This window comes from Hydrocarboniphaga sp. (assembly GCF_965279055.1).
In the GTDB taxonomy this organism is placed as follows: domain Bacteria; phylum Pseudomonadota; class Gammaproteobacteria; order Nevskiales; family Nevskiaceae; genus Hydrocarboniphaga.
Genome location: NZ_OZ257125.1, coordinates 3,515,578 through 3,535,796 on the forward strand (window position 1 = coordinate 3,515,578; position 20,219 = coordinate 3,535,796).

Genomic DNA, 20,219 nt, shown 5'->3' on the forward strand with positions numbered 1-20,219 from the left:
AGTGGCGTCGATTGTAGCTTTCCCCTTCCCCAGCTCAAACTGAAGCCCGGGCCTGGTCCGGGCCATCGATCGGACTTCGACGAGGCTGGCTCGGCGGCACTTCGCCGTTCGTCAGCTGTCTTAATTAACGCTTCGATCAGTCCGTGCCCGGCGCCCCATTCCGGGCCGCCCGCAAAGCCCCGTTCCTGCTTGCTCAGCGCCATTTCATCCACAAGTCACCCACAGGCAATGCACCGCTTTGGACACACTATGTTGGGGTTGACTCGCCGTTGAACCACTAGATATTGTTACCGAACGGTTCAGCCCCGCCTGGAAGAACCGACTCCAACAGCGACACAGAAAGGGGAGCTATGCAGACACATACCCAAGAATTCAACGACCTACGCCGCGCCCCGGCGACGGCTCCCGCGTCCACCGCCGAACTGGCCGCCGTGGCCCCGGGCGGCATCAAGGTGATCCGTCGCAACGGCAAGGTCACCGGCTTCGATTCCACCAAGATTTCGATCGCGCTGACCAAGGCCTTCCTCGCCGTCGAAGGCGGCCAGGCCGCTGCCAGCGCGCGCGTCAGGGAAACCGTGCTGGCACTGAGCCTGCAGGTAGTGCAGGCGCTGACCCGCCACATGTCCGGCGGCGGCACCGTGCACATCGAGGACATCCAGGACCAGGTCGAACTGGCGCTGATGCGCGCCGGTGAGCACAAGGTCGCGCGCAGCTACGTCATCTACCGCGCCGAGCGCGCCAGTGCCCGCGCCGCCGAGGCCGCCAAGAGCGCGCCGGCCGTGGCCGCCGGCCCGGCGATCAACGTCAAGTTCGACGACGGCAGCCTGCATCCGCTGGACACCAAGCGCATCCATCGCGTCGTCACCGAGGCCGCCGAAGGCCTGTCCGGCGTCAACGTCGAGGAGATCATGACCTCGGCGCTGCGCGACCTGTACGACGGCATTCCGGAAGCCGAGCTGTCGCAGGCCGTGACGCTGGCGGCCCGCGCGCGCATCGAAAAGGAGCCGAACTACACCTATGCCTCGGCGCGCCTGCTGCTCGACGGCCTGCGCCACGAAGCCACCAAGTTCCTCGGCCTGGCGGAAACGCATCCGACGCTGGAAGACATGAAGGGCCTGTATCCGGAGTACTTCCGCGCCTACATCCACCGCGCGGTCGAGCTGGAACTGCTCGATCCGAAGCTGGCGCTGTACGACCTCGACACCCTGGGCAAGGCGCTGATCGCCGAGCGCGACGGCAAGTTCGACTACCTGGGCCTGCAGACGCTGTACGACCGCTACTTCATCCATAGCCGCAAGGTGCGCTTCGAGCTGCCGCAGGCGTTCTTCATGCGCGTCGCGATGGGCCTGGCGATGAACGAGATCGACCGCGAAACGCGCGCGATCGAGTTCTACAAGCTGCTGTCGTCGTTCGACTTCATGAGCAGCACGCCGACGCTGTTCAACTCCGGCACGCCGCGCCCGCAGCTGTCGAGCTGCTATCTGACGCAGGTGCCGGACGATCTGCACGGCATCTTCGGCGCGATCAGCGACAACGCGATGCTCAGCAAGTATGCCGGCGGCCTCGGCAACGACTGGACGCCGGTGCGCGGCATGGGCGGCTGGATCAAGGGCACCAACGGCAAGAGCAATGGCGTCGTGCCGTTCCTCAAGGTGGCCAACGACACCGCCGTCGCCGTGAACCAGGGCGGCAAGCGCAAGGGCGCGGTCTGCGCCTATCTGGAAACCTGGCACCGCGACATCGAGGAGTTCGTCGAACTGCGCAAGAACACTGGCGACGACCGTCGCCGCACGCATGACATGAACACCGCCAACTGGGTGCCGGACCTGTTCATGAAGCGCGTCATGGAAGACGGCCAGTGGACGCTGTTTTCCCCGGAAGAAACGCCCGATCTGCATGACCTGATCGGCGAGGCTTTCGAGGCTCGCTACGTGCAGTACGAGAAACTCGCCGACGAAGGCCGCATCAAGAACTTCAAGCGCACCCAGGCCACCGGCCTGTGGCGCAAGATGCTGAGCATGCTGTTCGAAACCGGCCATCCGTGGATCACGTTCAAGGACGCCTGCAACCTGCGCTCGCCGCAGCAGCACGTCGGTGTCGTACACAGTTCCAACCTGTGCACCGAAATCACCCTGAACACCAAGGCGAACTCGGAAATCGCCGTGTGCAACCTCGGCTCGGTGAACTTGCCGGCGCACATCGTCGACGGCAAGCTCGACACCGCCAAGCTCGAACGCACCATCAACACCGCGATGCGCATGCTCGACAACGTCATCGAGTACAACTACTACTCGGTGGCGACCGCGCGCAATTCCAACCTGCGTCATCGTCCGGTCGGCTTGGGCGTGATGGGCTTCCACGACTCGCTGTACAAGATGCGCATTCCGTACGAGAGCGACGCGGCGGTGGACTTCGCCGACAAGTCCATGGAAGCAGTCAGCTACTACGCGCTGAAGGCTTCGGCCGACCTCGCCGTGGAACGCGGCGCCTACAACAGCTTCAAGGGCTCGCTGTGGGATCAGGGCATCCTGCCGATCGACTCGATCCAGATCCTGGCCAAGTCGCGTGGCGGCAACAACACCGCGTATCTGAAGCAGGACGTCAGCATGTCCGGTGATTTCGACTGGGCGGCGCTGCGCACGCGCATCCAGACCACCGGCATCCGCAACAGCAACACGATGGCGATCGCGCCGACCGCGACCATCGCCAACATCACCGGCGTGTCGCAGTCGATCGAGCCGACATATCAGAACCTGTACGTCAAATCGAACCTGTCGGGCGAGTTCACCGTGGTCAACGAGTACCTGGTCAACGATCTGAAGAAGATCGACCTGTGGGACGAAGTCATGGCCCACGACCTCAAGTACTACGACGGCAGCGTGCAGAAGATCGACCGCATTCCGGCCGAGATCAAGGCGCTCTACAAGTGCGCGTTCGAGATCGACGCCAAGGTGCTGGTCGACGCCGGTTCGCGCCGCCAGAAGTGGATCGACCAGGCGCAGTCGCTGAACCTGTACATGGCGGCGCCCAGCGGCAAGAAGCTCGACGAGTTGTACAAGCATGCGTGGACGAGCGGCCTGAAGACCACGTACTACCTGCGCACGATGGGTGCCACGCACACCGAGAAGACCACGATCACCGACGGCCGTCTGAACAAGGTCGGCTCTGCATCGGCGGCTTCTTCGGCTGCTGCAGCGGCGATCGCGACGGCTCCGGCCGTGGTGCCGGCGAGCAGCGTGCTGTCGACCACGGATGTGACCGGCGCCAAGGTCTGCTCGATCCTCGATCCGGATTGCGAAGCCTGCCAGTAGTGCTGAAGTAGCGGTACAAAAAACCCGGCCTGGCGCCGGGTTTTTTGTGGACTCGTGATCACCGACTCCTTGGCAGCGCGGCAGCAATCAGTGCGGCCGGACCGCCATGCCGAGCAGGACAATGGCTCCCTCACCGACCGCCTCGCCGCTGGTGCTGATGTTGATTTCGGCACCCAGGCTGGCGGCGGCCTCGACGTCCCATTGCGTCGATCCCAGCGGCAGCCGATAACCGACTCTCGCGGTGGGCTGCAGCACGGTGACCTCGCTGTTGCCGCGAGCACCATCGTCGTCCCTCCAGTCGATGGACAGCCGCAGCAACTCGGCGCGGACGCCGTAGAACCAGCGTGGATGAGCGGTGCCCGCCGAGCGGCGCGCCTCGATGCCGATACCGAAGCCGTCGCCGGACTCGTCGTCGTGGCGCCCGGCATCACCACGCTCGGCGCGGTCGTAAACTGCACTGACGCCCAAATCCCAGCGATCGCCCTGGGGAAACCAGGCGCCGACGCTGGCGATCCCGCCGGTCGGGTAAGCGCGCAGCTCGGCATAAGGATCGGCCGCCGAGGCCGCAAACGGCAGCAGCAGCGCCGCCAACAGCGGAAAAACCCGGGTCATGCGCGGCCTTTGATCGCGTCCAGCCACGGCATCCAGATTGCGCGACGCAGCCACAGCAAGGCCGCGCACGACACCCAGACACCGCAGGCCAGCGCAAACAATTGTCCACCATCGCTGCTGCCATCGGCGTTGCGGACCGCCACGCCCAGCGGCGTGAACAGATGGAAACCGATCGCGCCCGAAATGACCGCCAGCCCCATCGCCGCACCGGCGAGCTGCAGGACGCGCAAGCGCGGCAATGCCGCGCCCGACAGCAGCAGGATCGATGCAATCAGCTCGGCGCTGCCAATGACCTTCGCCGAGAAAATCCCGCCCGGCGCGAACACGCCGGCAAATCCCAGCGACGCGGCCCAGGGGTCGAGCTTGCCCTGGAAGATGTAGATGGTTTCCGGCGAGTCGGTGAACTTGAAGAACAGCGACTGGATGAAAACGAAGGCGACATAGCCGGTCAGCAGCCAATGCCCGTGTTGTTTGAAGCCATTCATCGACACTCCCCCAAAGCTTGCGGTTTCAGACCTATTTCTTCAGCAACAGCGGAAACTGAGCGTCCGCGGTTTTGTTGAAGCCGGCCGGATCGGCCTTCCACTTTTTCTGCACAGCGGCGTCATAGTTGAGATAAAGCTTGTCGTCGACGACCGTGAACTGCTCCGGCTCGACCGTCACCAGATAGCCCCTGGCAACCCCGTAGGCACAGTAGCCGCCGTACTGCGGTGCGTACTTTTCCGGCGTGGCCTTGAACAGATCCAGATGCGCCTGTGAAGCGAATTGCCACTTCGCGCCCATCCACGTAAAGCTGTGCGAGGGATCGCCCTTGACCGGCTTGTGCTCGGTGAAATACGCAACCGTGTCGTAGCCGTTGATCGCGATACCGGTGTCGGAATCGCTGATGAAACCGCGCTTGAGCGTATTGATCGGTGCCGCCGCCCATAGCGTTGACGAAACCACCAGCAGCACCAGCCCGAGCCAGCGGCCGAGCTTCGCGGCCGGACCGCGCCTGTTGTCGAGCATGATGTTCATATTGACTCCGAGACAATCAAAAAAAGAGAAAGACCGACAGGATCTGCCGACGATGCGGCTGAGCAGAAGCCCGCTAAAACCACTTCGTGTCGCGCTGACGGTCGGCGAGGAACAGACGCAACAAGTCCATGGGCGACGTCACCTTGGCACCGCGTGAGGCATTGGCCCGGCCGATCGCAAAAGCCAGCGACCACTGCCGGAACATCGCCCGATAACCATCGATCAGCGGTGTGCCCGGCTGATAGATATGGGCGCTCTCCGCGGTGACGCCGTTGAGTTCCATCACCTGCAGGCCGACGCCGCGCTGCAGATGATCGGCGCTGGGCGCACGCAGATCGAGACGGCCGAAGCAATAACCCGGCACCGCATCGGCGAGCCGCGTCAGCGTGGCGATCAGCGCCGGCGTGCACAGTGCGCCCGCGTCCAGAAACAGGCTGCCGCGACAATGTGAGCCGATCTCGACCAGCGTGATGCGCTGACCGGCAGCAGGAACCTGATCGAGCTGCTGCGCCCAGCGCGCGAACAGCGTCTGCGAGATCAGCCGCGCGCGGGCGTCGTCGAGGATCAGCTCACGCAGGCGGCGGCTGCCATCGCCGGTCACCGCAGGGAAGGTCTTGTGTACGATCGACAGTACCTGTACTTCAGCGGCGCCCGGCATGCGCGCGATGAAGATGCCGAACTCCTCGCCGGCGACATAACGTTGCGCGATCACGTTGCCGTCGAAACGCTCGAGGTAGTCGCGCGCCGCCTCGACATTTCGCGCGATGAAAACACCTCGGCCACGCTGGCCCACGTCGGGCTTCAATACCAAGGGCCAGCCGATGCCGGGCCGCGCCACGAAAGCCACAGCCGCGTTGAGCCGTGCACGGCTTTCGATCGCGTCGACCAGCACGAAGGTCGCGGCCAGGTCGGGCGCATTGCGTTGCAGCGGCGCAAGCGCCTGGTGCTTGCGCTCACCGACCACACCGCCGTTGTCGAGCACCGGATTGGCCGCGGTAAACACGGTCGCGCTGCGATGCCGCAGGCCGAGCCACAATATCCAGACCACGATCGGGCCGTAGTACAGCCAGGTCGGCCAGAATTCCCAGCGGCGTGCGCGGGCGAGCGCAATCGACAGCCGCACCGACAGCGGCATCCCTCCGGCCGTGCCGGTCTGCCAGGGGCGCAAGGACGCGCGCGGTGCGGGCGCGTCATCGGATGAGACCACCGGTTCCATCATCGGCGACACTTCAGGCGTTGCGTGCATGGCGCACCGTCGCAGGAGCCTTGCCGAAATCCTCGCCCAGCGACAGGCCCTGAGACCTGCAATGGACCTGGATCAGTGCGTAGTGATGCACCGCATGGCTGGCGAGAAACAGCAGTTCGCGCGCGAGCGATGAGAAGCTCACGAAGTTGTCTTCACCGGCGATGCCGCCGCGCATCTGCACCGCGATGGGCTCGACGATGGCATCGGTATCCAGCGCCGCAAGCTGCTGCTGAATCGCCGCAATGCGCTCGCTCGCCCGCTTCGGATCTCGCTCGACGGAGCGATCACGGGCGCGGGTGTCGTAGTCCACCGAGCTGCTGGCGATATGCTGCGTGAACGCCTCGTAGTGCTCGATGATGTGCCGCAGATGCGGACCCGAATGCGCAGCGAAATCACAGGCCGGTGCTGCGGTATGGGCATTGATCACCATCAATCCCTGGTCGAGCACGTCGACGTTGTAGCGCAACAGCTTCTGCAGATCGGTACGAATTTTCATGATGCGCACTTGGAGGCGGATTTTGAGACGTGCGCGGAGCGCCCGGCGCTGCACGGAATGCGCGTCACCTCGGTACGTACGAGCAACGATGAATAGCTGATGCAGAAAACCAAGGTGGGAATCGCGCCGGCCGCCAGCGTCAACGCGATATGCGGGGTGCCGATGGCATGGTGAACGCTGATCAGCAGCGCATAGGTGAATAACAGACCGCCACCACACGCCAGCAACGCACCGACACGGGGGCGATCTGCCAGCCGGTAGAACTGCCGCATCACGCCGGTGCCGGTGTAGGTCAGGAACGTGCTCATCACCCAGTGGAACGACGCAGCGGTCATCGCGATGCGATGGCCGGCATCCCAGTTCACGAACAGCACCCAGGCGGCATAGACCAGCGCGCCGAGCATCGCGCCCAACAGGCTGTCGGTCAGCCGGCGTAGTCCGGCTTCCAGTTGCGGCCGCGTCAAAGCGAGCCTCTTGCGCCGACATCGGCATAGCGCGCACCAAGCCAGGCCAGCAGTTCCTCGGGGTCCTGACGGCGGCGAAAATCGACGTCGACGTGCGCGTACAGCACCATGCCGTCCTGGCCGATCACGTACGTCGCGGGCAATGGCAAGGTCCAGCCACCGTCGCTGTTGATCTCCGGCAATGGCGTTGCGTATTCGCCCTCGAACAGCGCCCTGAGCCCCGCCGGCAGGTCATACGCCAGGCCGTAGGCACGGTTGACATGGCTACCGACGTCCGACAGCAACGGGAACGAAGTACCGAGCCGCTGCGAACTTTCCCCGTTGGCGACGGCACCCTGAGGCGAAATCGCCAGCAAAGGGCTGCGCAGCGCGGCGAAACGCGGCGCTGCCTTCTGATAACTGCGCAGCGTCAAACTGCAGAACGGGCACCAATGGCCGCGAAAGAACAGCAGCACGACCGGGCCTAGCGCAAGCCGACTTTCGAGCGAAACCAGGGCTCCGCTCTGGTCTGGCAGACGGAACCCCGGTGCGCGTTCGCCCACACGCAGCGCCTTGCCTTCCATGCCGGAGCGTCCGAGCCAGTCGAGCGCCATGCGTTCCACGGCGCTGACGGGCGCCGGCTGCTTGTGCAGCCAGTAGATCCGTTCGCGTTCGAGGTCGTGTTGCAGATTCATCCGGGGAAAGCCTGGCTCATGCATGGGTGAGCTTCAGATTGGCCGCTCGCGGCTGTGCGCGGAAGACCGATTCCGGACATACCAATCATGCGCTCCGGGAATGATTCGCCGATCAAATTCCCCGTTACAGTATCGGCATGGATCGATTTACGCTGATGCAGTGCTACGTGCGCGCGGTGGAAACCGGCAGCTTTTCTGTGGTCGCGCGTGAACTGTCGACGACCCAGCCCACGGTCAGCAAGAACATCGCGGCGCTGGAAGCGCACCTTGGCGCGCGTCTGTTGTACCGGTCCAGCCGCAAGATGTCGCTGACGCCCGAGGGCGAAAGCTACTACGCCGAATGCCGCCGGATTCTGGACGCGGTGGCGGAAGCCGAATCCGGGGCGCGCGGCCAGAACACCGCAGCGGGCCTGCTGCGCGTAGCCTGCCCGGCCGCGCTGGCCCGGCACCGGGTGATGCCGTTGATACGGCCGTTCACCGAGAAACACCCGGAAGTCTGCATCGAGCTGGTGTTCAGCAATCACGACATCGACCTGATCGAAGAAGGTCTGGATATCGCGTTCCGCATCGGCCGCCTGCAGGATTCCAGCTATCGCGCGCGGCTGGTGGCGACCTACGCGCTGTGCTGCGCGGCCAGCCCCGACTATCTGCAACGCAAAGGCACGCCGGCCACGCCAGCGGACCTGCTGCAGCACAACTGCGTGATGTTCACCCGCAACAGCACCGGGCCGATCTGGCAACTCGGCGATGAAGCGATCCGGCCGCAGGGCAACCTGCGCGTCGACAATCCCGACGGCCTGCGCGTCGCGGCGCTGTCGGGCCTGGGCATCGTCGTCGCGCCAACCTGGCTTTTCGCCGACGAGCTACACGACGGCCGCCTGGTCTGCCTGCTCGAAGCCTGGCCGATCCAGGCCCTGCCGGTGCACATGATCTATCCCGCAAAAGGCTTTTTGCCGACGCGGGCGCGGGTCTTCATGGATTTCGTCGTCGATGAATTCAGCCGCGATCCCTGCCTCAACGGTGAAGCCGTCACCGAGCTGGGGCTGGATCCCTGCATCCGCGCCTTCGCCGCGCCCGGGCTGTGAGCCCGATCCCATCCATGAAAAAAATCAGCTGTGCTTTGAGCCTCGCGGCGCTGCTGTCGGGCTGTTTCGGGCCGCCCTACCCGCGCGGCGGCATCGATACGCTGTATCCGCAGCCACCTCGCCCCCAGCTCAAGCAAGTGCAGGCCGGTGGCCGCAGCCTGCAGGTGTCGGTCATGGCGGGGACCGCCGGCGCAACGCCACTGTTTTTCGTGCACGGCTCGCCGGGCGACTGGAAAGCCTGGGCGCACTATCTCGACGACCCGGCGCTGGCCGGCTACGGCAACCGCTATGCCTTCGACCGGCCCGGCTACGGCGGCTCGGGCGCCGGCGACATGATCCCCGACCTGCAGGCACAGGCCGACGTGCTGGCCGCCGCCATCAAGACGCTCGAGCCCGGGCAGCGTGTCATCGTCGTCGGCCATTCGCTGGGCGGCCCGCTGATCAGCTGGCTGACGCTCGCGCATGCAGATCAGGTCTGCGGCGGCGTGATGATTGCCGGTTCGGTCGCACCGGATCTGGAGGCGCCACGCTGGTACAACCATTTTGCCAGCTCGACGATCGGCAGCTGGATCACGCCGAGCGAGATGCTCTGGTCGAACGTCGAAATCACCTCACTGCAGGGCGAACTTCGCAAGCTCGACGTGGCCTGGCCTCGCCTGCAGCGGCCGCTGGTTGCGATCCAGGGCGACAAGGACGAGCTGGTGGACCCGCGCACCGCGGATCATCTGCAACAGCTCGCACCGAGCAACTGGCTGCGCGTGATACGCGTGCCCGACCAAGGACATTTCGTACTGTGGGAGCGGCCGGACATCGTTGAAGGCGCGATCAGGAGCCTGGGCTGCGGCCCGGGCTGAGCCCGGACGAGCCCTGCGCATCAACGATTCCCGCGCGCGCGACCCGGCTTGGCGGCCCGCTTGCTCGTTGTTTTTCCAGCATGCGCGACGTGCATCAGATCCGCGTAGTGCTTGCTCAAATAAGGCTGCGTCTGCTCAACCAGAAATTTTCTGAAGGCCAGCGCCGCCGGTGACAGCGGCCGCCGGCGCAGATGCACCACGTGCCAGCTGCGCTGCAAAGGCAGGCCGACGACATCGAGGCAGGCGATCTCGCCGCTGCGCAGTTCCAGCGACAGCGTATGCAGCGACAGCACGCTCAGCCCCAACCCGGCCATCACCGACTGCTTGACGGTTTCGTTGCTGCCCAGCGACAGGATGCGCAGCGGCTTGAAGCGCTGCGCGCGAAACAGATCCTCCATCACACCGCGCGTGCCCGAGCCACTCTCGCGCTGCAGAAACGTCTCGCCGCGCAGCTGTGACAAGGCAATCCTTTTCCTGCCGCAAAGCGGATGCGAAGTCGGCGCGACGATGACGTGCGGATTGTCGGCCAGCGATTCGGCGACGGTTTCGATCTCGCCCGGCGGCCTGCCCATGACCGCCAGATCGGTGCGATTTTCCTTCAGCAGGCTGACCAGTGCCTCGCGATTGCCGACGACGAACCGCACCTCGATGCCGGGATGCAGCTGGCTGAAAGCGGCGAGCAGGCGCGGCGCGAAATTGTTCGCGGTGCTGACCAGGCCAACCGTGATGCTGCCGGTTTCCAGGCCCTTCAGCGCCAACAGCGACTGCTCGGTGTCATGCACCTCACCCAGGATGCGCGACGCGTGCTCGTACATGCGCGTGCCGGCTTCCGTCAGCATTTTTCGGCGACCGGATTTCTCGAACAGCGCGAGTCCCACGGCTTCTTCGAGCTGACGGATCTGCATCGAAATCGCGGGCTGGCTCAGCGAAAGGCTCTCCGCAACCGCAGAAAAGCTCGGCTGACTCGCCGCCTCGCAAAAAATCTCCAGCTGCCGCAGCGTCACGCGTCGGGTGAGTTTCATCATTTCCGAAACATAAGGGATCACTGAAGCAAAGAGAAGAACTATTGAATTTACTTCTGCATCGCAGCCGCCGAGCATGGCCTCAAGACGCAAGGCCATCAGGAGAAACGCAACATGTCTGCACCCGCGAGCCAGCGCAGCACCGGCAACACCAATGTCCGCTACCAGTCCGGCGTTATTCCGTACAAGAAGATGGGCTACTGGGATCCGGATTACGTTCCCAAAGAGACCGACATCATCGCGCTGTTCCGGATCACGCCGCAGGAGGGCGTGGACGCTGACGAAGCGGCCGCAGCGGTCGCCGGTGAATCCTCGACCGCGACCTGGACCGTGGTCTGGACCGACCGGCTCACCGCCTGCGACCTGTATCGCGCCAAGGCTTATCGCGTCGACCCGGTGCCGAACACCGGTGCCGGCACCAGGACCGAGGCGCAGTATTTCGCCTACATCGCCTACGACCTGGACCTGTTCGAAGGCGGCTCGATCGCCAACCTGACGGCGTCGATCATCGGCAACGTGTTCGGCTTCAAGGCGGTGAAAGCGCTGCGGCTGGAAGACATGCGCATACCGGTCGCCTATCTGAAGACCTTCCAGGGCCCGGCCACCGGCATCGTCGTCGAGCGCGAACGCCTCGACAAGTTCGGCCGCCCGCTGCTCGGCGCCACCACCAAGCCCAAGCTCGGCCTGTCCGGCCGCAACTACGGCCGCGTGGTCTACGAGGCGCTCAAGGGCGGCCTGGATTTCGTCAAGGACGACGAGAACATCAACAGCCAGCCCTTCATGCACTGGCGCGACCGCTTCCTCTACTGCATGGAGGCGGTGAACAAGGCCAGTGCCGCGACCGGTGAGGTCAAGGGCCATTACCTCAACGTCACCGCCGGCACGATGGAGGACATGTACGAGCGTGCCGAATTCGCCAAGGAACTCGGCTCGGCGATCGTGATGATCGACCTGGTGGTCGGCTACACCGCGATCCAGAGCATGGCCAAGTGGGCGCGGCGCAACGACATGATTCTGCACCTGCACCGCGCCGGCAACAGCACCTACTCGCGGCAGAAGAACCACGGCATGAACTTCCGCGTGATCTGCAAGTGGATGCGCATGGCCGGCGTCGATCACATCCACGCCGGCACCGTGGTCGGCAAGCTCGAAGGCGATCCGCTGATGATCAAGGGCTTCTACGACACGCTGCGCGAGAACCGCACGCCGCAAAGTCTCGAACACGGCCTGTTCTTCGACCAGGACTGGGCCTCGTTGAACAAGGTGATGCCGGTGGCCTCCGGCGGCATCCACGCCGGCCAGATGCACCAGCTGCTGCACTACCTTGGCGAAGACGTGGTGCTGCAGTTCGGCGGCGGCACGATCGGCCATCCGATGGGCATCCAGGCCGGCGCGACCGCCAATCGCGTGGCGCTGGAGGCGATGATCATGGCGCGCAACGAGGGCCGCGATTATCTGCGCGAAGGCCCGCAGATCCTGCAGCACGCGGCGAAAACCTGCACGCCGCTGAAGGCCGCGCTCGATACCTGGGGCGACATCAGCTTCAACTACGAATCCACCGACACCGCGGACTTCGTGCCGACGGCGACGGCCGCCGCCTGATCGCCAAAGGAGACCCGCACCATGATGAGCAATTACGGCAATCGCCTGACACAGGGCCAGTTCTCTTTCCTGCCCGAGCTGAGCGACGCGCAGATCAAGGCGCAGATCGAATACGCGCTGAAGAACGGCTGGGCGGTCAATGTCGAGTACACCGACGATCCGCATCCGCGCAACACGTATTGGGAAATGTTCGGCATGCCGATGTTCGATCTGAAGGATCCGGCCGGCGCGATGGTCGAGATTGACGCCTGCCGCAAGACCTTCCCGACGCACTACGTGCGCGTCACCGCGTTCGACAGCGGCCGCGGCTGGGAGTCGCCGCGGATGTCGTTCATCGTCAACCGCCCGGTGGAAGAGCCCGGCTTCCGTCTCGACCGCCAGGAAGTCGACGGCCGCAAGATCCGCTACACCGTGCATGCCTACGCGGCCGACAAGCCCGCCGGCGAGCGTTACTGAGCGCGGCGATGACGACGATGCAGGCCGAGGACTTGCTCCTTCCCCCGCGAGCGGGGGAAGGCCGGGATGGGGGCGGAAGTCGCAGCGCTCACGTCACGCCCCCACCCCAGCCCTCCCCCGCCCGCGGGGGAGGGAGTGATGCGAGCGAGAGCAGCGACAGCAACCTGCTCGCGCTCTACCGCGACTCCGGCATCGCCGACGTGCTCGATCAGCTCGACGCCGAGCTGATCGGTCTGGCGCCGGTGAAGCAGCGCATTCGCGAAATCGCGGCCTACCTGATCGTCGACAAGGCGCGTCGCGCGCAGGGCCTGCGCTCGGGCGCGCCGAGCCTGCACATGTGTTTCACCGGCAATCCCGGCACCGGCAAGACCACCGTCGCGCAGCGCATGGCCGAGATCCTTCATCGCCTCGGCTACATCCGCCGCAATCATCTGGTCGCGGTCACGCGCGACGATCTGGTCGGCCAGTACATCGGCCACACCGCGCCGAAGACAAAAGAGCTGCTGAAAAAGGCCATGGGCGGCGTGCTGTTCATCGACGAGGCCTATTACCTGTACAAGCCGGAAAACGAACGCGACTACGGCCAGGAAGCCATCGAGATCCTGCTGCAGGTGATGGAAAACAACCGCGACGATCTGGTGGTGATCCTGGCCGGCTACAAGCCGCGGATGGACATTTTCTTCCAAAGCAATCCGGGCATGGCGTCGCGAGTCGCGCATCACATCGACTTTCCGGACTACTCGGTGCAGGAGCTGCTGCAGATCGCGCAACTGATGCTGGCGCAGATCGACTACCGGCTCGACGAAGCCGCCGGCGAGGCGATGCGCGACTACATCGAGCGAAGGCTGCAGCGGCCGCATTTCGCCAACGCGCGTTCCATCCGCAACGCGCTGGACCGCGCGCGGCTGCGCCAGGCCGGCAGGCTGTTCAGCGATTCGCTGAAGCAGGCGCAGCACCACGACTGCGGACGCGAAGCGCTGATGGGCATCAGCGCGGACGACATTCGCGCCAGCCGCGTCTTCCGCGACGAATCACCGCCGCTACCGGCGACACCGAGCTCGGAGCGCTGAGCGTCGGACACAAGGCATTGCGCCGGAGGAGAACGGACATGCTCTACGGAAGAACCACGCTGTCGAAGTTCCTGATCGAACAACTGCGCGGCGACAAGTCGGCGCAGGACCTGTCGGCCTTGCTGATCGACGTCGCCGCCGCGATCAAGGGCATTTCGGCGATGGTGTCGAAAGGCGCGCTCGGCGATCACCTGGGCAGCGCCGGGACGCAGAATGTCCAGGGCGAAACGCAGAAAAAGCTCGACGTGCTGACCAACGAGCTGATGCTGCGCCAGTGCGAATGGGGCGGCCAGCTGGCCGGCATGGTGTCGGAAGAGATGGACGAGCCGTTCACGGTGCCAAGCCCCTACCCGCGCGGCGCGTATCTGCTGGCTTTCGACCCGCTCGACGGCTCGTCGAATATCGACGTCAACGTCGCGGTCGGCACGATCTTCTCGGTGCTCAAGCACGCTGATCGCAAGCCGCCGCAGACGGCGTCGTATCTGCAGAACGGAGACCGTCAGATCGCCGCCGGCTACGCGATCTACGGACCGTCGACGATGCTGGTGATCAGCGTCGGCCGCGGCACACACGGTTTCACGCTGGATCGCGAGACCGGCAACTTCGTGCTGACCCATCCGGATCTGACCATCCCGGCGGACACCGGCGAGTTCGCGATCAACGTCTCCAACGAGCGCTTCTGGGAGCCGCCGATCACGCGCTACGTCGGCGAATGCAAGGCCGGCCGCAGCGGCATACGCGAGCGCGATTTCAACATGCGCTGGATCGCGTCGATGGTCGCCGAAGTGCATCGCATCCTGATGCGAGGCGGCGTCTTCATGTATCCGCGCGACACGCGCGATCCGAGCAAGCCGGGGCGCCTGCGGCTGCTCTACGAAGGCAATCCGATGGCGATGCTGATCGAGCAGGCCGGCGGCTGCGCCAGCACCGGCCGCGGTCGCATCTGCGAGCTGCCGCCGTCGCAGGTGCACCAGCGAACGCCGGTGATTCTCGGATCGCGCAACGAGGTCGAGCGTATCGAGCGCTATCACCGCGAATACGACGAGGGCAGCGACCGGCCGTTCGTGTCGCCGCTGTTCAACGAGCGCTCGCTGTACCGGCCGGAGGTGACGTGATGAGCCGGCGGCATCTTTTCTCCCTCCCCCGCCTGCGGGGGAGGGCCGGGGTGGGGGCAAATCGTCGCGGAGCAACGCTCTCGTCACGCCCCCATCCCGGCCTTCCCCCGCTCGCGGGGGAAGGAGACCCGCTGTGTGATTTGCAGGAGTAGCCGCCATGTCCAAAAAACATCCGATCATCGCGGTGACCGGCTCGTCCGGTGCCGGCACGACCACGGTGATGGCCAGCTTCAAGCATATTTTCCGTCGCGAGAAAATCCGCGCCGAGCTGGTCGAAGGCGACGCCTTCCATCGCTACGACCGCAAGGAAATGCGCGCGGCGATGAAAGCCGCCGAAACCGGCACCGGCCCGAACCTGAGCCACTTCGGGCCCGAGGCGAATCTGTTTCACGAGCTCGACGAGCTGTTCGGCCAGTACGGCGAAAGCGGCAGCGGGCGCACGCGCCGTTACCTGCACAACGACGAGGAAGCCGCGCCGTTCGCGCAGCCCCAGGGCACGTTCACGCCCTGGCAGGCGATCGCGCCGGACAGCTCCGACCTGCTGTTCTACGAGGGCCTGCACGGCGCCGCGAAACACGCCGAGATCAACATCGCGCGCCATCCCGACCTGCTGATCGGCGTGGTGCCGATCATCAACCTGGAATGGATACAGAAGCTGCATCGCGACCAGAACCTGCGCGGCTACACCCACGAGGCGGTGGTCGACACGATCCTGCGGCGCATGCCGGACTACGTCACGCACATCTGCCCGCAGTTCTCGCGCACGCACGTCAATTTTCAGCGCGTGCCGACCGTGGACACGTCGAACCCGTTCATCGCGCGCGACATTCCGACGCCGGACGAAAGCATGGTGGTGATCCGCTTCACCAATCCCAAGGGCATCGACTTCCCCTACCTGATGTCGATGCTGCACGGCTCGATGATGACGCGGCCGAACACCATCCTGATTCCCGGCGGGAAAATGGGCCTGGCGATGCAGCTGATCTTCACCCCGATGATTCTGCGGCTGATGGATCAAAAGCGCCGCGCCTGAGGAAACAGACGATGAATACCGATACTGGCAAGCCCGCGCCGCAGCAGCTCGCCAATGCGCTGCGCATGCTCGCGGCCGATGCGGTCGAGCGGGCAAAGTCCGGCCACCCGGGTGCGCCGATGGGCATGGCCGACATCGCCGAAGTGCTATGGAACCGGCACCTGAAGCACGACCCGAACGATCCGCAGTGGATCGATCGCGATCGCTTCGTGCTGTCCAACGGCCATGCGTCGATGCTGCTGTACGGCCTGCTGCATCTGAGCGGCTACGACCTGCCGCTGAGCGAGCTGCAAGCCTTTCGCCAGCTGCATTCGAAGACGCCGGGGCATCCGGAGCGGGGCCTGACGCCAGGCGTCGAAACCACTACCGGCCCGCTCGGCCAGGGCTTTGGTAACGCGGTCGGCATGGCACTGGCGGAGCGGCTGCTCGCATCCGATTTCAACCGGCCGGGACTGCCGATCATCGACCACTACACCTACGTGTTCATGGGTGACGGCTGCCTGATGGAAGGCATCAGCCACGAGGTCGCGTCGCTGGCCGGCGTGCTCGGTCTGGCCAAGCTGATCGCGATCTACGACGACAACGGCATCTCGATCGACGGCGAGGTGGCCGGCTGGTTCAACGACGATACGCCGGCCCGTTTTCGCGCCTATGGCTGGCGGGTGATCGCCGACGTCGACGGACACGATGCCGCCGCGGTCGATGCGGCGATCAATGCCGCACGCAACCAGGCACGGCTGCCCGACGGACGGCCGACGCTGATCTGCTGCAAGACCGTCATCGGCAAGGGCTCGCCGAACCGCGCCGGCAGCGAAGCCGCGCATGGCGCGCCGCTCGGCACCGAAGAAATGGCGGCGACGCGGCGCGCATTGCACTGGGATCACGCGCCGTTCGACATTCCCGACGACATCCGCAGAGCCTGGGATTCGCGCGGACGCGGAGCCGCCGCGCAGGCGCGCTGGCAGGAGCTGTTTCGCCTGTATCGCCAGAAACACCCTCAAGCCGCCGACGAACTGCTGCGGCGCATGCGCGGTGATCTGCCGGACGATTTCGACACGCGCGTCGCCGGCCTGATCCAGAGCGCGATCGCAACGGCCAAGGAGATCGCGTCACGCAAGGCCTCGCAGCTGGCGCTCGATGCACTCGGCCCGCACCTGCCGGAGCTGCTCGGCGGCTCGGCCGATCTGACCGGGTCGAACCTGACCGACTTCAAGGGCTGCCGCCGTGTCACGCGCGCCACGCCGGGCAACTACCTGCACTACGGCGTGCGCGAATTCGGCATGGCGGCCGCGATGAACGGCGTCGCGCTGCATGGCGGCTTCATTCCCTATGGCGGCACCTTCCTGACGTTCAGCGACTACAGCCGCAACGCCGTGCGCATGGCGGCGCTGATGCGGCTGCGCGTGGTGCACGTGTTCACTCACGACTCGATCGGCCTCGGCGAAGACGGGCCGACGCATCAGTCGATCGAGCACGCATCCTCGTTGCGGCTGATTCCGAATCTGGACGTGTGGAGGCCGGCCGACACGCTGGAGACGGCGGTGGCCTGGCACAGCGCATTGCAGCGGCGCGAAGGGCCCAGCGCGCTGCTGCTGTCGCGGCAGAACCTGGCCTTGCTCGAGCGCACGCGGGCATCCGAAGACGGCATCCGCCGCGGCGGCTACGTGCTCAACGACCTCGGCTCGCCCTGCGTGGTGTTGCTTGCCACCGGATCGGAAGTCGGCCTTGCGCTCGCCGCACAGCGTCTGCTCGAAGACGAGGGCATCGGCTCGCGCGTGGTGTCGATGCCCTGTACCGCGCTGTTCGACCGCCAGCCGGCGGCCTATCGCAACGGCGTCGTGCCGATCAGCCTGCCGGCAGTCGCGATCGAGGCCGGGCATCCGGACTTCTGGCACAAGTACGTCGGCCGCCGCGGCGCGGTGGTCGGCATCGATCGTTACGGCGAATCGGCACCGGCAGCCGACCTGTACCGGCATTTCGGACTGACCGCGGTGCAGATCGCCGCGGTCGCCAGCCAGGCCGTGCATACGCGTCGGCGCGATCGCGTTGCGGCGCAGGTAACGGACGATAGCGATGCCGAGATCGTGCTGTCGTGCAACTGAATAAATCGCCAACTGCCCCTGTAGAAGCGGACCCTGTCCGCGACTGTGCCGGTGGGGCCTCGGTCGCGGACAGGGTCCGCTCCCACAGCAAGAGAAAAGCTCCATGTACGAACTGATCCTGTTCGACCTCGACGGCACCCTGGTCGACACCGCCGGCGATATCTGCGACACCGCCAACGATGTGCTGCTGGAACTCGGCCTGGCCGCGGTCGACGAAGCGCTGGCGAGGACCTGGATCGGCCAGGGCAGCCGCGAGCTGATGATCCGCGCCTACGCGCATGCCAGCGGGCTGAGCGAAACGGCGCTGCGCGCCGGCAGCGGCGTCGACTGCCTGATGGACCTGTTCACCCGCTTTCACGCGCAGCGCTGCGGCAAGCGCAGCACGGTATATCCGCAGGTTCGCGAATCGCTGGCCGCGCTGCGCGATATCGGCGTGCGCATGGCGGTGCTGACCAATCGCGAAATGCGCTTCGCGCGGCTGGTGCTGGAGCGCCATGAACTTCAGGACTACTTCGATCCGGTGATCGCCGGCGACACCCTGCCGGCGAAAAAGCCCGATGCGCTGCCGGTCGAATACTGCCTGCGCGAGCACGGCGTCGATCGCAACAAGGCGCTGCTGATCGGCGACTCCGCGGTCGATATCGCCACCGGCCGCAACGCCGGCATCCGCTGCTGGGTCGTGCCCTACGGCTACAACGGCGGACGCGCGGTGATCGAGGATGCACCGGACCGGATGATCGCGGACTTCTCGTGGATCGTCGCCGCCATGCGCGACAGTCAGTGCGGTCTCTCCAACCGCCCCAAACCCTCAAAGGAGCTTCTTTCATGGCGCTGATTTCGCTACGCCAGCTGCTCGACCACGCCGCCGAAAACGACTACGGCGTGCCCGCGTTCAACGTCAACAACCTCGAGCAGATCCAGGCGATCATGCGCGCCGCCGACGACTGCGACAGCCCGGTGATCCTGCAGGCTTCGGCCGGCGCACGCCAATACGCCGGCGAGGCTTTTCTGCGGCACATGGTCGAGGCCGCGGTCGAAAGCTACCCGCATATCCCGGTGTGCATGCACCAGGATCACGGCGCCTCGCCGGCGGTATGCCAGGCCTCGATCCGCAGCGGCTTCTCCAGCGTGATGATGGACGGCTCGCTGCGCGAGGACATGAAGACGCCGGCAAGCTACGAATACAACCGCGACGTCACGCGCAAGGTCAGTGAAATGGCACACGCGGTCGGCGTATCGGTGGAAGGCGAACTCGGCTGCCTGGGTTCGCTGGAGACCGGCGAAGCCGGCGAGGAAGACGGCGTCGGCGCCGCCGGCAAGCTCGACCACAGCCAGCTGCTGACCGATCCCGACCAGGCCGCGGACTTCGTCGAAGCCACCGGCGTCGACGCGCTGGCGATCGCGATCGGCACCAGCCACGGCGCCTACAAGTTCACGCGGCCGCCGACCGGCGACATCCTGGCGATCGCGCGCATCGAGGCGATCCACGCGCGGCTGCCGAACACGCATCTGGTGATGCACGGATCGAGCAGCGTGCCTCAGGAATGGCTGGAGGTGATCCGCCGCTGCGGCGGCGACATCAAGCAGACTTACGGCGTGCCGGTCGAGGAAATCCGCCAGGGCATTCGACACGGCGTGCGCAAGGTCAACATCGACACCGACATCCGCCTGGCGATGACCGGCGCGATGCGCCAAAAAATGGCCGAATCGCCGGGGGAATTCGATCCGCGCGCGTTCTTCAAGGCCGCGACCGCGGCGGCGAAGGACATCTGCGTGCTGCGCTTCGACGCCTTCGGCAGCTCGGGGCAGGCCGCGAAGATCAAGCCGCTGCATCTGGACCGGATGGCGGCACGCTACAGCAGGGGCGAGCTGCGCGCGCTGGTTCACTGAGTGCTCCGCGCAGCAGAGCACGCCGCGGTCACTGCTGCTCTTTGGTACCGCGGGCGCGTAGCGCGCATGAGCGCCGTGGCCGATTTGTTCTGAAGCGTCGCAGTCGCTACCGTAACCGCCGCCGCGCCGTCGGCGCGCGTCGCGCATTCGCAGCAACGCCCTATCGGAGA

Annotated in this window: 19 protein-coding genes; 11 read left to right on the forward strand and 8 right to left on the reverse strand. The window is 65.3% G+C overall.

Features of this window, described 5'->3' with window-relative positions; all coding sequences use genetic code 11:
* Window positions 1–350: 350 nt before the first annotated feature.
* Complete coding sequence (locus tag ACQZF9_RS15865) at window positions 351–3,311, forward strand: ribonucleoside-diphosphate reductase subunit alpha (RefSeq protein ID WP_428309932.1); 2,961 nt, start codon at window positions 351–353, stop codon at window positions 3,309–3,311.
* Window positions 3,312–3,398: 87 nt separating this feature from the next.
* On the opposite strand, the gene ACQZF9_RS15870 is transcribed toward ACQZF9_RS15865, so the two are convergent.
* The 7 genes from ACQZF9_RS15870 to ACQZF9_RS15900 all read right to left on the reverse strand — a co-directional run bounded on the left by ACQZF9_RS15870 (window position 3,399) and on the right by ACQZF9_RS15900 (window position 7,820).
* Window positions 3,399–3,923: a hypothetical protein gene (locus tag ACQZF9_RS15870; protein ID WP_428309933.1), complete on the reverse strand. Its 525-nt coding sequence runs from the start codon at window positions 3,921–3,923 to the stop codon at window positions 3,399–3,401.
* Window positions 3,920–4,408 (reverse strand): hypothetical protein, encoded by a 489-nt coding sequence (locus ACQZF9_RS15875; RefSeq protein WP_428309934.1) that lies wholly within the window; start codon window positions 4,406–4,408, stop codon window positions 3,920–3,922. Before ACQZF9_RS15875 ends, ACQZF9_RS15870 begins: the two co-directional genes overlap by 4 nt.
* Window positions 4,409–4,439: 31 nt before the next feature.
* Window positions 4,440–4,931 (reverse strand): YHS domain-containing (seleno)protein, encoded by a 492-nt coding sequence (locus ACQZF9_RS15880; protein ID WP_428313445.1) that lies wholly within the window; start codon window positions 4,929–4,931, stop codon window positions 4,440–4,442.
* Window positions 4,932–5,013: 82 nt separating this feature from the next.
* Window positions 5,014–6,186: a hypothetical protein gene (locus tag ACQZF9_RS15885; protein WP_428309935.1), complete on the reverse strand. Its 1,173-nt coding sequence runs from the start codon at window positions 6,184–6,186 to the stop codon at window positions 5,014–5,016.
* Window positions 6,170–6,682: a hypothetical protein gene (locus ACQZF9_RS15890; protein ID WP_428309936.1), complete on the reverse strand. Its 513-nt coding sequence runs from the start codon at window positions 6,680–6,682 to the stop codon at window positions 6,170–6,172. The genes ACQZF9_RS15885 and ACQZF9_RS15890 overlap by 17 nt, the downstream gene beginning before the upstream one ends.
* Entirely contained in the window at window positions 6,679–7,146 is a 468-nt protein-coding gene (locus tag ACQZF9_RS15895; protein WP_428309937.1) for a hypothetical protein, read from the reverse strand. The genes ACQZF9_RS15890 and ACQZF9_RS15895 overlap by 4 nt, the downstream gene beginning before the upstream one ends.
* A complete protein-coding gene (locus ACQZF9_RS15900) occupies window positions 7,143–7,820 on the reverse strand; it encodes a peroxiredoxin-like family protein (protein ID WP_428309938.1) in 678 nt (225 codons plus the stop codon). Before ACQZF9_RS15900 ends, ACQZF9_RS15895 begins: the two co-directional genes overlap by 4 nt.
* Before the next feature lie 137 nt (window positions 7,821–7,957).
* On the opposite strand from ACQZF9_RS15900, the gene ACQZF9_RS15905 reads away from it, so the two are divergent.
* Both ACQZF9_RS15905 and ACQZF9_RS15910 read left to right on the forward strand, forming a co-directional pair.
* Window positions 7,958–8,905 carry a LysR family transcriptional regulator gene (locus ACQZF9_RS15905; protein WP_428309939.1) on the forward strand — a complete coding sequence of 316 codons (948 nt, stop codon included), beginning with the start codon at window positions 7,958–7,960 and terminating at the stop codon, window positions 8,903–8,905.
* A gap of 14 nt (window positions 8,906–8,919) precedes the next feature.
* Window positions 8,920–9,759 (forward strand): alpha/beta fold hydrolase, encoded by an 840-nt coding sequence (locus ACQZF9_RS15910; RefSeq protein WP_428309940.1) that lies wholly within the window; start codon window positions 8,920–8,922, stop codon window positions 9,757–9,759.
* Window positions 9,760–9,779: 20 nt separating this feature from the next.
* Here the strand turns inward: ACQZF9_RS15910 and ACQZF9_RS15915 are convergent, their stop codons facing one another.
* A complete protein-coding gene (locus ACQZF9_RS15915; RefSeq protein WP_428309941.1) occupies window positions 9,780–10,781 on the reverse strand; it encodes a LysR substrate-binding domain-containing protein in 1,002 nt (333 codons plus the stop codon).
* Window positions 10,782–10,895: 114 nt separating this feature from the next.
* On the opposite strand from ACQZF9_RS15915, the gene ACQZF9_RS15920 reads away from it, so the two are divergent.
* From ACQZF9_RS15920 to fba, 8 genes are all read left to right on the forward strand, one after another.
* Window positions 10,896–12,383 (forward strand): ribulose-1,5-bisphosphate carboxylase/oxygenase large subunit, encoded by a 1,488-nt coding sequence (locus tag ACQZF9_RS15920; protein ID WP_428309942.1) that lies wholly within the window; start codon window positions 10,896–10,898, stop codon window positions 12,381–12,383.
* A 21-nt stretch (window positions 12,384–12,404) separates the two neighbouring features.
* Window positions 12,405–12,839, forward strand: coding sequence for a ribulose bisphosphate carboxylase small subunit (locus ACQZF9_RS15925; protein ID WP_428309943.1), 435 nt, complete (start codon window positions 12,405–12,407; stop codon window positions 12,837–12,839).
* A gap of 17 nt (window positions 12,840–12,856) precedes the next feature.
* The gene (gene cbbX, locus ACQZF9_RS15930; protein ID WP_428313446.1) at window positions 12,857–13,909 is read left to right on the forward strand and encodes a CbbX protein; all 1,053 of its coding nucleotides are present in this window, start codon (window positions 12,857–12,859) and stop codon (window positions 13,907–13,909) included.
* Window positions 13,910–13,947: 38 nt separating this feature from the next.
* Complete coding sequence (locus tag ACQZF9_RS15935; protein WP_428309944.1) at window positions 13,948–15,024, forward strand: class 1 fructose-bisphosphatase; 1,077 nt, start codon at window positions 13,948–13,950, stop codon at window positions 15,022–15,024.
* 157 nt (window positions 15,025–15,181) lie between these two features.
* Window positions 15,182–16,057, forward strand: a complete 876-nt coding sequence (locus tag ACQZF9_RS15940) for a phosphoribulokinase (protein ID WP_428309945.1) — start codon at window positions 15,182–15,184, stop codon at window positions 16,055–16,057.
* Between the two features lie 11 nt (window positions 16,058–16,068).
* Window positions 16,069–18,159: a transketolase gene (tkt, locus tag ACQZF9_RS15945; RefSeq protein WP_428309946.1), complete on the forward strand. Its 2,091-nt coding sequence runs from the start codon at window positions 16,069–16,071 to the stop codon at window positions 18,157–18,159.
* A 103-nt stretch (window positions 18,160–18,262) separates the two neighbouring features.
* Complete coding sequence (locus ACQZF9_RS15950; protein WP_428309947.1) at window positions 18,263–18,994, forward strand: HAD-IA family hydrolase; 732 nt, start codon at window positions 18,263–18,265, stop codon at window positions 18,992–18,994.
* Window positions 18,985–20,049, forward strand: a complete 1,065-nt coding sequence (fba, locus tag ACQZF9_RS15955; RefSeq protein WP_428309948.1) for a class II fructose-bisphosphate aldolase — start codon at window positions 18,985–18,987, stop codon at window positions 20,047–20,049. Before ACQZF9_RS15950 ends, fba begins: the two co-directional genes overlap by 10 nt.
* Window positions 20,050–20,219: the final 170 nt, after the last annotated feature.

What these genes read in the sequence shown, in the direction of transcription:
- ACQZF9_RS15865 (WP_428309932.1), top strand. Translation starts at nt 351, where the DNA reads ATGCAGACACATACCCAAGAATTCAACGACCTACGCCGCGCCCCGGCG.
- ACQZF9_RS15870 (WP_428309933.1), bottom strand. Translation starts at nt 3,923, where the DNA reads ATGACCCGGGTTTTTCCGCTGTTGGCGGCGCTGCTGCTGCCGTTTGCG.
- ACQZF9_RS15875 (WP_428309934.1), bottom strand. Translation starts at nt 4,408, where the DNA reads ATGAATGGCTTCAAACAACACGGGCATTGGCTGCTGACCGGCTATGTC.
- ACQZF9_RS15880 (WP_428313445.1), bottom strand. Translation starts at nt 4,931, where the DNA reads ATGCTCGACAACAGGCGCGGTCCGGCCGCGAAGCTCGGCCGCTGGCTC.
- ACQZF9_RS15885 (WP_428309935.1), bottom strand. Translation starts at nt 6,186, where the DNA reads ATGCACGCAACGCCTGAAGTGTCGCCGATGATGGAACCGGTGGTCTCA.
- ACQZF9_RS15890 (WP_428309936.1), bottom strand. Translation starts at nt 6,682, where the DNA reads ATGAAAATTCGTACCGATCTGCAGAAGCTGTTGCGCTACAACGTCGAC.
- ACQZF9_RS15900 (WP_428309938.1), bottom strand. Translation starts at nt 7,820, where the DNA reads ATGAATCTGCAACACGACCTCGAACGCGAACGGATCTACTGGCTGCAC.
- ACQZF9_RS15905 (WP_428309939.1), top strand. Translation starts at nt 7,958, where the DNA reads ATGGATCGATTTACGCTGATGCAGTGCTACGTGCGCGCGGTGGAAACC.
- ACQZF9_RS15910 (WP_428309940.1), top strand. Translation starts at nt 8,920, where the DNA reads ATGAAAAAAATCAGCTGTGCTTTGAGCCTCGCGGCGCTGCTGTCGGGC.
- ACQZF9_RS15915 (WP_428309941.1), bottom strand. Translation starts at nt 10,781, where the DNA reads ATGAAACTCACCCGACGCGTGACGCTGCGGCAGCTGGAGATTTTTTGC.
- ACQZF9_RS15920 (WP_428309942.1), top strand. Translation starts at nt 10,896, where the DNA reads ATGTCTGCACCCGCGAGCCAGCGCAGCACCGGCAACACCAATGTCCGC.
- ACQZF9_RS15925 (WP_428309943.1), top strand. Translation starts at nt 12,405, where the DNA reads ATGATGAGCAATTACGGCAATCGCCTGACACAGGGCCAGTTCTCTTTC.
- cbbX (WP_428313446.1), top strand. Translation starts at nt 12,857, where the DNA reads ATGCAGGCCGAGGACTTGCTCCTTCCCCCGCGAGCGGGGGAAGGCCGG.
- ACQZF9_RS15935 (WP_428309944.1), top strand. Translation starts at nt 13,948, where the DNA reads ATGCTCTACGGAAGAACCACGCTGTCGAAGTTCCTGATCGAACAACTG.
- ACQZF9_RS15940 (WP_428309945.1), top strand. Translation starts at nt 15,182, where the DNA reads ATGTCCAAAAAACATCCGATCATCGCGGTGACCGGCTCGTCCGGTGCC.
- tkt (WP_428309946.1), top strand. Translation starts at nt 16,069, where the DNA reads ATGAATACCGATACTGGCAAGCCCGCGCCGCAGCAGCTCGCCAATGCG.
- ACQZF9_RS15950 (WP_428309947.1), top strand. Translation starts at nt 18,263, where the DNA reads ATGTACGAACTGATCCTGTTCGACCTCGACGGCACCCTGGTCGACACC.
- fba (WP_428309948.1), top strand. Translation starts at nt 18,985, where the DNA reads ATGGCGCTGATTTCGCTACGCCAGCTGCTCGACCACGCCGCCGAAAAC.